The organism is Comamonas testosteroni, assembly GCF_000761245.1.
Taxonomy (GTDB): domain Bacteria; phylum Pseudomonadota; class Gammaproteobacteria; order Burkholderiales; family Burkholderiaceae_C; genus Comamonas; species Comamonas testosteroni_C.
Genome location: NZ_AWOR01000068.1, coordinates 155,106 through 166,890, shown reverse-complemented (window position 1 = coordinate 166,890; position 11,785 = coordinate 155,106). Strand labels below are relative to the sequence as shown.

Sequence of the window (11,785 nt, the reverse complement as noted above, 5' to 3'; positions counted from 1 at the left end):
CGTTGGTCGGGCGGCAACGATCAATCCAAGGGACTGTCATCCATGCGCCACGCTTTTGCACCCGCCACTCGCCGCTTTACCTCGATCGCCTTTGCCACGGTTGCCACGGCCTTGCTGGGCCTGGCTTCCGCCGCCCACGCCAGGACCGATCTGCTCGTGTATTCGGCCCTGGAGGCCGACCAGATCAAGGCCTACAAGGCGGCTTTTGAAAAAGCCCATCCCGACATCGAGCTGAAGTTTGTGCGCGACAGCACGGGCATCATCACTGCGCGCCTGCTGGCCGAAAAAGCCAATCCCCAGGCCGATGTGATCTGGGGTGTGGCCGCCACATCGCTGATGCTGCTGGACAAGCAAGGCATGCTGCAGCCCTATGCGCCCAGGAACCTGGCCAAGGTGCGCTCCACCATGCGCGATGCGGCAGCCACGCCGACCTGGGTGGGCATGGATCTGTGGTCGTCCGCCGTCTGCTTCAACACTGTGGAAGGCGAAAAACGCAAGCTGCCCACGCCTGCCAGCTGGGCCGACCTGACCAGGCCCGAATTCAAGGGCGCGATCACCATGCCCCACCCCGCGTCCAGCGGCACCGGCTATCTGATGGTGGCCGCCTGGCTGCAGATGATGGGCGAGGACAAGGGCTGGGCCTACATGGATGCGCTGCACCAGAACATCGGCGTCTACACGCACAGTGGCTCCAAGCCCTGCCGCCAGGCCGGCGCGGGCGAGTTTCCCGTGGGTCTGAGCTTTGAGTATCGGGCCAACAAGACCAAGAAGGACGGGGCGCCCATAAACATCGTCTTCCCCAGGGAAGGCCTGGGCTGGGATGTGGAGGCCACGGCCATTCTGAAGGCCAGCAAAAAGCAGGAGGCTGCCAAGGCCCTGGCCGACTGGGCGGTGACGCCCGATGCCAACAAGCTCTACGCCGCCAACTTCGCCGTACTGGCATTGCCTGAAGCCCAGGAAAAACACGAATTCATTCCGGCTGACCTGGAAAAGCGCCTGGCCAGAAACGACTTCAACTGGGCCGCGGTCAATCGCGATCGCATTCTTTCCGAATGGAGCCGTCGCTACGAAGCCAAGGCGGAGAAAAAGTAATCACCCCCCTGAGGCGCTTTGCCTAGACGGCTGCGCGCCTTCCCCCTCTCTGGCGCTACGCGCCGGAGGGGGACTGCAGCCTCGCTGCGGGGCGGCCCTTGCTCGCTGTCACTGGCGACAGGGGGGCACATGCAGCAGGGTGGCATTTCGAGCGATACAGATCGGAACTGCCTTCGGATTGTTTGCACGTTGAAAGAGATACATGCTGCGCATTGACCATATCGCCAAGCGGTACAAAGACACCCCGGTGCTGCGCGACATTGACCTGTTGGTGGAGGGCGGCGAGTTCGTCAGCCTGCTGGGCCCTTCGGGCTGCGGCAAGACCACGCTGCTGCGCATTCTGTGCGGCATCGAGCAGGCCGACGCGGGCCGCATTCTGTTTCAGGGCGAGGACATCACGCGCTGGCCTGCCGCGCGCAGGGGCTTTGGCGTGGTGTTCCAGAGCTACGCATTGTTTCCTAATCTGACGGCGGCCCAGAATGTGGCGTTTGGTCTCAAGGGCCAGCCTGCGGCGCAGGTGCAGGCCCGGGTGCAGGAGATGCTGGCTCTGGTAGGCCTGGGCGCGCAGGCGCAGCGCTATCCGGCGCAATTGTCGGGTGGCCAGCAGCAGCGCATTGCGCTGGCCCGCGCACTGGCGCCGCGCCCGCGTCTGCTGTTGCTGGACGAGCCGCTGTCCGCGCTGGATGCCCAGGTGCGCACCGAGCTGCGCAGCGAAATCCGCCAGTTGCAGCGTCAGCTGGGCATTGCCTGCGTGATGGTCACGCACGACCAGGAAGAGGCGCTGTCCATGGCCGACCGCGTGGTGCTGATGCACCAGGGGCGTATCGAGCAGCAGGGCTCGCCCGAGCAGCTCTACGCCAAGCCGGTCAGTCACTTTGCGGCCGGTTTTGTGGGGCGCATGAATTTGCTGCCCGCCGTGGCCGAGTCGGGCGATGCGGTGCGCGTGGGCGAGGGGCGGCTTGAATGCTGCACTGCCGGCTTTGAGGCCGGTGATGCCTTGCTGGTGGGCGTGAGGCCCGAAAGCGTGGTGCTGCACCCGGCCCAGCCGGCAGCACTGCCCAATCTGTTCCGGGCGCGGGTGGTCGAGACCTCGTTCCTGGGCTCGCTGGTGTTGGTGCGCGTGTTCAGCCCCACGCTGCAATGCCAGATCGATGTGCAATGGCCGCTGCGCCATGACGCGCGCCTGCCCGACTGGCTGCAGGGTGAGGTGCTGATAGAGTTGCCGGCGGCTGCGCTGCAGTCGCTGGCAGCGCCCGAGATTGTGCGAAAGGCGGCATGAGCATGGATGCCTCTTCTTCTGCGCTGCCCGTGCGGAGCTATGCGCCCGCAGCGGCATCACGCCAGCAGCAAGGCACCGGCCCTGTGGCGCCACGGCAAACGCGCTTTTTTCATTGGGAAAAGCTGTGGCTGGGCCTGTCGGTGCTGGGCCTGCTGGGCGCGCTGCTGGTGGCCATTGCACTGCCCGTGGGAGCGCTGCTGGGCCGCAGCTTTGTGTCGGCCGATGGCCAGTTCTCGGGCCTGGCCCAGTACCTCGCCTATGCGCAAACGCCGGGCGTAGGCCAGTCGCTGTTCAACAGCCTGTGGCTGTCGGCCATCAGCAGCACCTTGTGTGTGGCCCTGGCCTATGGCTATGCCTATGGCGTGATGCGCAGCTGCATGCCGCTGGCCCGGTTCTTTCGCGCCATTGCCCTGGTGCCTCTGCTGGCGCCGTCGCTGCTCATGGCCATCAGCCTGATCTATCTTTTTGGCGCCCAGGGTCTGCTCAAGAGCTGGTTGGCGGGCGGCACGGCCTACGGCCCGTTTGGCATTATCCTTGGCTCGGTGCTGTGGACGTTTCCGCATGCGCTGATGATTCTGTGCACCACGCTGGCCTCGGGCGATGCACGCCTGTATGAGGCCGCCGCCACGCTGGGCGCAGGCCGCTGGCGCAGCTTCTGCCAGGTCACACTGCCAGCCAGCCGTTATGGACTGATGATTGCCTGGATCGTGGTGTTCGTCCTGGTGGTCACCGACTTTGGCGTGCCCAAGGTGATTGGCGGCAACACGCAGATGCTGGCCACCGATATCTACAAGCAGGTGATTGGCCAGCAAAACCTGTCCATGGGAGCCGTGGTGGCCATGCTGCTGCTGGTGCCAGCGGGCCTGGCCTTTGCCGCCGAGCGCCATTTGCGTGCCCGGCAGGCCGCAGCCATGAGCGTGCGGGCCGTGCCTCTGGTGCCGCAGCCCTGTGCGTCGCTTGACCGTGCGCTGCTGGTGTATTGCAGCCTGATGGCTTTGGCGCTGCTGGCGGTGATGGGAGTGGCCGTGCTGGCATCCCTGGTCAGCTTCTGGCCCTACAACCTCACGCTGACCCTCAGGAACTACCGGTTCGACCTGATGGATGGCGGCGGCTGGGCCAGTTACGCCAACTCGCTGACCATGGCCGTGGCCACGGCGGCAACCGGCGCGCTGCTGAGCTTTCTGAGCGCCTATCTGGTGGCCAAGCCCACGAGCTGGGGCCGCGTGCGCCAGTGGTTGCACGCAGTGGCCACTCTGCCCATGGCGGTGCCGGGGCTGGCGCTGGGTCTGGGCTATATCCTGTTCTTCAATTCGGGCAGCAATCCACTGCACTTTCTGTACGGGTCCATGGGCATTCTGGTGCTGTGCTCGGTGGCGCATTTCTTCTCGGTGGCGCACATCACCCAGCTCACCGCCTTGCAGCAGCTGGACGCCGAATACGAACGCGTGGCCGATTCCATGGGCGTGCCGTTCTGGACGCTGCTGTGGCGCGTGCACCTGCCTGTGTGCCTGCCTGCGGTGATGCAGGTGGCGGGCTACTTCTTCGTGAATGCGATGACCACGGTGTCGGCAGTGGTCTTCTTGTACTCGCCCGAAACCACACTGGCCTCGGTGGCCGTGCTGGCCATGGATGACGCGGGCGATACCGCTCCCGCTGCCGCCATGGCCACGCTGATCTTTGCAACCGCAGCCGCCGGTCGCCTGCTGATTGCGCTGCTGGATGCCTGGCTGCAGCGGCGTACCCAGCACTGGCGCCAGCGCTGAGGACTTTCTCCACGTCACTTGATTCTCCGAACGTCTCTCGCTGCATCGCCTTGGCGCTGCGGCAGGGACTTGGCTTGTCTGCTTTTTCTGTAACGCTATGAAAAACTACGATCTGATCGTCGTCGGCGCCGGCATTGTCGGCCTGGCCCATGCCTATACCGCGGCCACGCGCGGTCGCTCCGTGCTGGTGATAGAGCGCGACGGCGCCTGCCTGGGCGCCTCGATTCGCAACTTCGGCTTTGTCACCATCACGGGCCAGCGCGCCGGTGCCCATTGGCGGCGCGCCATGCGCTCACGCGATGTCTGGGCCGAGATTGCGCCCAAGGCCGGTATCGGTGTCCTTCATTCCGGCCTGTGGCTGACGGCGCGCCGTCCTGCTGCCGCAGCAGTGCTTGAAGCCTTTATGCACACCGAAATGGGCGCAGGTTGTGAGCTGCTGACGCCCTCCCAGGCCGCGGCGCGCCATCCGGCGCTGCGCACCGACGGGCTGCAATCCGTGCTCTACAGCCCGCATGAGCTGCGCGTGGAGTCACGCACAGCCATCCCGCAACTGGCCCTGTGGCTGCAGCAGACGCTTGGAGTGGATTTCGCCTATAGCGAAAGCGTGACGGAAGTGGCAACGCCGCGCGTCACCACCTCGCGAGGTATTTACCATGCCGAACGTGTGGTGGTCTGCAACAACGCCGATCCAGGCGGGCTGTTCGCCAGCGAATGGACTGACAACAAAGTGCAGCTATGCCAGTTGCAGATGTTGCGCGTCAAGCCGCAAGCGGGCTTCAAGCTCGAAGGCTCGGTCATGGGGGATCTGAGCCTGGTGCGCTACGAGGGCTATAGCGCGCTGCCCGAAGCCGCAGCACTGCGCGCTCAGCTGGAGCTTGAGGAGGCGCAATGCCTGAAGCACGGCATCCACCTGATTGCCGTGCAAAGCGCCGACGGCTCGCTCGTGGTGGGCGATTCGCACCACTACGGCAGCGCACCCCAGCCTTTTGCCAGCGAAGCCGTCGACCAGCTCATGCTGCGCCATATGCACGAGGCGCTGCATATCGACAAGGCCCAGGTTGTGGAGCGCTGGACGGGCATCTACCCCTCCAGTGCCGAAGCCCCTTGTTTTGTCAAAGCGCCCGATGCCGCGACACGCGTGGTGGCGGTGACCAGCGGCTCGGGCGCGAGCACGGCGTTTGGTCTGGCCGAGGAAGTCTGGGGAAATTGGTAGTCATCCCCTGAGCTGCTCCGCCTTGGCGGCCCCACCTGGGCGGCTCCACCTAGGCGGCCCCACCTTGGCGGCTCCACCGTTTCTCCCTCTCTCGCTACGCGGGAGGGGGACGGCACCATCGCTGCGGGGCGGGGCGACCGGCTCAGGCCCTTGCTCGGTGTCCCAGGCCGGTATGGCAGGCGATCACTGCTGCACAAACAGCGGTGCAATCAGCATGACGAGCACGATTGCGGCCAGCACGGCAAACATGATCTTGACCCAGCTGTATGGCCGCTCGCCCGCAATCTGGCCGGTATAGCCATTGGCCACGATCTGGTAGTTCTTGCTGCCATAGGTGTAGCCGACCAGCCAGACCGGCACCAGCGTGTGCTTGAAGCTGCGGCCCGAGTATTGGCGCTGGACCTGCAGATTGCGTTGCGTGTCGCCCGGCACCTCACGCGAGCACATGCTGCGCAGCTGGCTGTCCATGTCTTCCTCGTTGATCCTGGCGGCCTTGGAGAGGTCCACCTGGTAGCGCTCCACCGTCCAGCCGCGCACGAACTCCGGGCTGTAGGGCTTGAGGTCGGTGGTGGTCGGGAAGGGCTCCACCTGGCGCAGTAGATGGGCTTGCACGCCCACGGTGCCGGGCACCAGCTCATCGTCGAAGAAATGCTCCAAGCTGCCCGATGCCGGCTCCCAGCGCACATGCTGGACCTGGCGGGTCTGCAGATTGCCGTTGCCGTCGCGATAGGACTCGGTGGTGTAGTAGTAATAGCCGGCCTCTGCCCACCACTGTGCGCTGGCATGGGCGTCAAAGGTCCAATAGGGCAGATAGATGCCGTGCAGCGTGTCCGTCAGCGCGGCGCTCTTGAGCTTGCTGGGCGCAAACCAGCGGCTGCCATACCACTGACGGATCTTGTCGCGAATCTGGCCGTCGCTGATCTTGAACGGAAGAATGCTCTGCGGCGTGATGGCGTCGCTGCGCTCCTCATGGGCGACGATGGCCGGCGAGCCGCAGAAGTCGCAGCGCTGGGCCACGTGCTTGCCGAGAAATACCGAGATGGCGCGGCAGTTCTGGCACTGCACCTCGTAGCGCTCGTCCGAGCCCCAGCCGCGACCGCTGGCCGGGTTGCGCAAGGCCTCGGCCAGATCCTGCTCCACCACGGTGCGTCCCAGCTCGGGCTGCGTCTGCTCGCTCCAGGGAACGACGGTGCCGCAGTAAGGGCATTTGAGCGACTGGGCCTTGGCATTCCACTCCAGATTGCCGCCGCATTCGGGGCAGACATGCCGGCCCACCATGGAGGTGGGCGCCGTCTCGGAGACAGGGGTAAATGCAGATCCGGAAGAGCGAGAGGAAGAAGCGGGTGTGGCCACGGCAAAAACGGGTTCAGGCGGCAGCAGCGGCGGGATGGGTTTCGTAGAAGGTCACGCAGTTGCCGTCCTCGTCGAGAAGACTGAATTCCTGGGTACCCCAAGGCTGCTGGCGCAGACCGCCGTTGGGGTGAACCGCATTCTCGGTCAGACACTGTGCATGCAAGGCGGTAATTCCCGCCACCTGGATACGGCAGCTGGTCTGCCTGGGAATCTCCGGGTTCTGGCAGGCCCAGAAGTGCAGCTCCAGCCCACCCAGCGAGACGATGGCGTACTCACCGGGCTGGGCGTGGACGGTTCTGGCGCCCAGCACGCGGGCGTAGAAAGCCACGGTGCGCGCCATGTCCAGGGATGCCAGCACCGGAGTGGTGCTGATGAAAACCGGTTTGTGTTCATTCATGACGTGCACCCGATGCCATGGGTTGCGGATCAGCCGCGCAGAAATTCGTCCAGCGCAGCCTGGGCGATGCGCCACTGGCTGCCGATCTGGCGGGCCTTGAGGTTGCCGGCCTGGATTTCGGCCAGCACATCTGCCTCGGCCACGCCCAGCACCTGGGCCGCCTGGGCGGGGGTCAGCACCTGCAGACCGGCGGCGGCCGGGGCGGCAGGCGTCTGGGCGGCTTGCGCTGCGGCCGGCGAAAAGGGGTCTGCCACCGCAGCGGCCGGGGCGCCTGCAGCGCCGCCGCCCTGCATGCCCTTCATCATTTCCTGGGCCATGCCAAAGCCCATGGCCATGGTGGCCGGAATGGTGGCTGCGGCAGCGCCTTCGCCGCCGTTGGCCATGGCCTGGCCCATCTGGTATTTCACATAGTCGTTGAGGTTGCCGATGGCGCCCATGCTGGAGCGCTTGTCGATGGCCTGCTCCACCTCGGGCGGCACGGAAACGTTTTCCAGCAGGAAACTGGTGATTTCCAGGCCGTATTTCTCGCTGACGGCCGGGTTGATGAGCTGCAGCAGTGCGTCGCCCAGCTCGCTGTAGCGCTGGGCCACATCGAGTGCCGGCACCTGGGCCTTGGCCAGGGCCTCGGAGAAGATGCTGACGATGCGCGAGCGCATGGTGTCGGCAAACTCGTCGATGCGGAAGTTCTGGTCCGTGCCCGCCACTTCCTTGAGGAACAGGGCGGCGTTGGTGATGCGGAAGTCATAGGTACCGAAGGCGCGCAGACGGATCACGCCAAAGTCCTTGTCGCGCATCATGATGGGGTTGGAGGTGCCCCATTTGTTGCCCGTGAACAAGCGCGTGTTGATGTAGTAGACATCGCACTTGAAGGGAGAGTTGAAGCCGTACTTCCAGCCGCGCAGTGTGGACAGAACCGGGATGTTCTGCGTGGTCAGCAGATGGCGGCCCGGGTTGAACAGGTCTGCAAACTGGCCTTCGGAGACGAACTGCACCTGCTGCGACTCGCGCACGATGAGCTGGGCGCCGTTCTTGATTTCCTTGTCTTCATCGGGCCAGCGATACGACAGCGTGTCGCGCGAATCATCGGTCCATTCGATGATTTCGATCAGTTGCTTGGTGATGATTTTCATGAAATCCATGACGTACTCCGAAAGAGGATGACGGGAAAGGAATCATTCTAGGAGGCAAACCGCAGCAGCCGGTTCCGGGATGCATGGCAGTTGCGCGGAAATTGTTAAAAAGTGAGCGTACTGCGCCCGCTATCCGATAGTTTCAGAGTCGATTGATGCTGAATCTGCCTATTCATGGGTGGTAAGCGCTAGCATTTTGTTTTTCACATTTTGAAATCGCCGGCTGGAGCCCTTTCGTGAAAATGCCCGCTGTGGGGCCGCGCAGACAGACTACGTCCGCGATCAGTGGCACAGACTTAGAATCTACCGCTTATGCGGTCGATACCGCCCAGAACACCTCTTAATGAAGATGCCGCCCGCAATCGCCAGTGATTGCTGACGCGCGAACGTATACAAGTCATGCTGACCTTCCAACAAATCATTCTGAAACTGCAGTCCTACTGGGCCGAACAGGGCTGTGCATTGCTCCAGCCCTATGACATGGAAGTCGGCGCCGGTACCTCGCACACCGCAACCTTTCTGCGCGCCATCGGCCCCGAGCCCTGGAAGGCAGCCTATGTTCAGCCCAGCCGCCGCCCCAAGGACGGCCGCTATGGCGAGAACCCCAACCGCCTGCAGCACTACTACCAGTTCCAGGTTGTTCTGAAGCCAGCACCCGACAACATCCTCGAGCTGTATCTGGGCTCGCTCGAAGCCCTGGGCTTCGATCTGAAGAAGAACGACATCCGCTTTGTCGAGGACGACTGGGAAAACCCCACGCTGGGCGCCTGGGGTCTGGGCTGGGAAGTCTGGCTCAACGGCATGGAAGTGACCCAGTTCACGTATTTCCAGCAGGTCGCCGGCATCGACTGCAAGCCTGCCACCGGCGAGATCACCTACGGCCTGGAACGTCTGGCCATGTATCTGCAGGGCAAGGAGTCGGTATACGACCTGGTCTATACCGACGGCCTGTCCTATGGCGATGTGTTCCACCAGAACGAGGTGGAGCAGTCCACTTACAACTTCGAGCATTCGAATGCCGAGTTCCTGTTCAGCGCCTTTGCTGCCCACGAAGGCACGGCCAATCAGCTGATCGACGCCCAGCTGGCGCTGCCCGCCTATGAGCAGGTGCTCAAGGCTGCCCACACTTTCAACCTGCTGGACGCCCGTGGTGCCATCTCGGTGACCGAGCGCGCTGCCTATATCGGCCGTATCCGCAACCTGGCCCGCGCCGTGGGCAAGAGCTATCTGGACAGCCGCGCACGTCTGGGCTTCCCCATGGCGCCCAAGGCCCATGCCGACGAGGTGCTGGCCGAGCTGGCCAAGGCCGCAGAGCAGGCAGCGAAGAAGGCCGCTTGAGCCTGCCTGAGCCGCTTTCACGCTACCACCGTCCCATATTCCAAAATTTCAGCAGCCAGCCTTGATCTAGCAAGCGCTGGCAGCTATCAAGATCATCATGAACGCATCGAATCTACTGGTTGAACTGTTTGTCGAAGAGCTGCCGCCCAAGGCGCTGCAAAAGCTGGGTGACGCTTTTGCCGCCGTCATCTTCGAGCAGCTCAAGGCCCAGGGACTGCTGGCATCGACCGAGTCGCGCCTGACCGCCTACGCGTCGCCCCGCCGTCTGGCCGTGCACATCACCGAAGTGCTGCCTCAGGCCGAAGACAAGGCTGTCTCGCAAAAGCTGATGCCTGTCTCCGTGGCGCTGGATGCCGAGGGCAAGCCCACGGCTGCACTGCTGAAAAAGCTGGCGGCCCTGGGGGCCGACGAATCCGCCGTGGCCGCTCTGAAGCGCCAGGGCGAAGGCAAGGCCGAAGCCCTGTTCTACGAATCCACTGCCAAGGGCGTGCTGCTGACCGATGGCGTGCAAAAGGCGCTGGACGAAGCACTGGCCAAGCTGCCCATCCCCAAGGTCATGCGCTACCAGTTGCAGGACGGCTGGACCAGCGTGCACTTTGTGCGCCCGGCCCACGGTCTGGTCGTGCTGCATGGCACCCAGGTGCTGATCGGCGTGAAGGCCCTGGGACTGACGGCCGGTGCCGCCACGCATGGCCACCGCTTTGAAGCCGCTGTGGACCCCGTGGTCATCCAGAATGCCGACAGCTATGCCGAGCAACTGCGTGAACAGGGCGCAGTGATCGCCAGCTTTACCGAGCGCCGTGCCGATATCGCCCGCCAGCTGCAGGCGGCTGCCGAACGCATTGGCGGCGACGTGCGCCCCATCGACGACCCGGCCCTGCTGGACGAGGTGACAGCCCTGGTCGAGCGCCCCAATGTGCTGGTCTGCGAATTCGAGAAGGAATTCCTGGCCGTGCCTCAGGAATGCCTGATTCTGACCATGAAGGCCAATCAGAAGTACTTCCCGCTGCTGGACACCAATGGAAAGCTGACCCATCAGTTCCTGATCGTCAGCAACATCCAGCCTCAGGACGCTTCGGCCGTGGTCGGCGGCAACGAACGTGTGGTGCGCCCCCGTCTGGCCGACGCCAAGTTCTTCTTCGACCAGGACCGCAAAAAGACCCTGGCCAGCCGCGTAGAGCAGCTGGACAAGGTGGTCTATCACAACAAGCTGGGCACGCAGGGCGAGCGCATTGCCCGCGTACGCGCCATCGCCAAGAGCATTGCCCAGCAACTGGGCAACTCCGAGCTGGGACGTCTGGCTGATCAGGCCGCCATGCTGGCCAAGACCGATCTGGTCACCGACATGGTGGGCGAGTTCCCCGAGCTGCAGGGCATCATGGGCCGCTACTACGCCCAGAACGACGGCCTGGATGTGGCTGTGGCCGATGCCATCGAAGACCACTACAAGCCCCGCTTTGCCGGCGACGAACTGCCGCGCGGCGATGTCGGCGTGATCGTGGCCCTGGCCGACAAGCTCGAAACCCTGGTCGGCATGTTCGGTATCGGCAATCTGCCTACCGGGGACCGCGACCCCTTCGCCCTGCGCCGCCATGCGCTGGGTGTGATCCGCATGCTGGTCGAAAAGGATCTGGAGCTGGATCTGGAAACCCTGCTGGTCAGTACCTTGCCTGCCTTTGGTGACAAGATCCAGGACGCCACGCCTCAACTGGTCGAATTCATCTACGACCGCCTGGCCAATATGTTCCGCGAACAAGGCTACAGCGCCCAGGAGGTGGAGGCCGTGCTGGCCCTGCAGCCCCAGCGCCTGTCCGACGTGCAAAAACGCCTGGAAGCGGTGCGCGCCTTTGCGGCGCTGCCCGAAGCTCCGGCCCTGGCCGCGGCCAACAAGCGTGTCGAGAATATTCTTAAGAAATCAGAGATATCTCAGTATTCCGATGTCAAGAGAGAGCTTCTTGTTGAGGAGTCTGAAATTAATCTATTTCAGGCGATTGATAGATGTGAGCCTGAGGTGATTGGTAAATTCAAAGAAGGTGAATACGACCAAAGCTTGGTGGTGCTATCTTCATTGCGTCCTTTTGTTGATGATTTCTTTGAAAATGTAATGGTTAATTCTGACGATGAGGATCAGAAAAATAACAGAATTTTTCTACTTCGGAAATTATATGTACTGATGAATAAGGTAGCGAGAATTTCAGTTCTATAATTTGAGCGGGATAT

9 protein-coding genes are annotated in these 11,785 nt (G+C 63.2%); 6 read left to right on the top strand and 3 right to left on the bottom strand.

Annotation, left to right across the window (positions count from 1 at the left end; genetic code table 11):
• Positions 1 to 42 precede the first annotated feature (42 nt).
• The 4 genes from P353_RS19695 to P353_RS19680 all read left to right on the top strand — a co-directional run bounded on the left by P353_RS19695 (position 43) and on the right by P353_RS19680 (position 5,347).
• Complete coding sequence (locus P353_RS19695) at positions 43 to 1,092, top strand: putative 2-aminoethylphosphonate ABC transporter substrate-binding protein (RefSeq protein ID WP_034373381.1); 1,050 nt, start codon at positions 43 to 45, stop codon at positions 1,090 to 1,092.
• 202 nt (positions 1,093 to 1,294) lie between these two features.
• Entirely contained in the window at positions 1,295 to 2,371 is a 1,077-nt protein-coding gene (locus tag P353_RS19690; RefSeq protein ID WP_034373378.1) for an ABC transporter ATP-binding protein, read from the top strand.
• 2 nt (positions 2,372 to 2,373) lie between these two features.
• Positions 2,374 to 4,134 (top strand): putative 2-aminoethylphosphonate ABC transporter permease subunit, encoded by a 1,761-nt coding sequence (locus P353_RS19685; RefSeq protein ID WP_113707748.1) that lies wholly within the window; start codon positions 2,374 to 2,376, stop codon positions 4,132 to 4,134.
• Positions 4,135 to 4,231: 97 nt separating this feature from the next.
• Positions 4,232 to 5,347 carry a TIGR03364 family FAD-dependent oxidoreductase gene (locus P353_RS19680; protein ID WP_034373372.1) on the top strand — a complete coding sequence of 372 codons (1,116 nt, stop codon included), beginning with the start codon at positions 4,232 to 4,234 and terminating at the stop codon, positions 5,345 to 5,347.
• A 183-nt stretch (positions 5,348 to 5,530) separates the two neighbouring features.
• On the opposite strand, the gene P353_RS19675 is transcribed toward P353_RS19680, so the two are convergent.
• The 3 genes from P353_RS19675 to P353_RS19665 form a co-directional block, all read right to left on the bottom strand.
• A complete protein-coding gene (locus P353_RS19675) occupies positions 5,531 to 6,625 on the bottom strand; it encodes a TFIIB-type zinc ribbon-containing protein (protein ID WP_034373369.1) in 1,095 nt (364 codons plus the stop codon).
• 88 nt (positions 6,626 to 6,713) lie between these two features.
• Entirely contained in the window at positions 6,714 to 7,097 is a 384-nt protein-coding gene (locus P353_RS19670) for a bleomycin resistance protein (RefSeq protein WP_034373368.1), read from the bottom strand.
• 29 nt (positions 7,098 to 7,126) lie between these two features.
• A complete protein-coding gene (locus tag P353_RS19665; RefSeq protein WP_003068040.1) occupies positions 7,127 to 8,236 on the bottom strand; it encodes an SPFH and helix-turn-helix domain-containing protein in 1,110 nt (369 codons plus the stop codon).
• A gap of 390 nt (positions 8,237 to 8,626) precedes the next feature.
• Here P353_RS19665 and glyQ point away from each other — a divergent pair, with 390 nt between their 5' ends.
• Together glyQ and glyS are read left to right on the top strand one after the other, a co-directional pair.
• A complete protein-coding gene (glyQ, locus tag P353_RS19660) occupies positions 8,627 to 9,565 on the top strand; it encodes a glycine--tRNA ligase subunit alpha (RefSeq protein WP_003068041.1) in 939 nt (312 codons plus the stop codon).
• A 97-nt stretch (positions 9,566 to 9,662) separates the two neighbouring features.
• The gene (gene glyS, locus P353_RS19655) at positions 9,663 to 11,771 is read left to right on the top strand and encodes a glycine--tRNA ligase subunit beta (RefSeq protein WP_034373366.1); all 2,109 of its coding nucleotides are present in this window, start codon (positions 9,663 to 9,665) and stop codon (positions 11,769 to 11,771) included.
• Positions 11,772 to 11,785 lie beyond the last annotated feature (14 nt).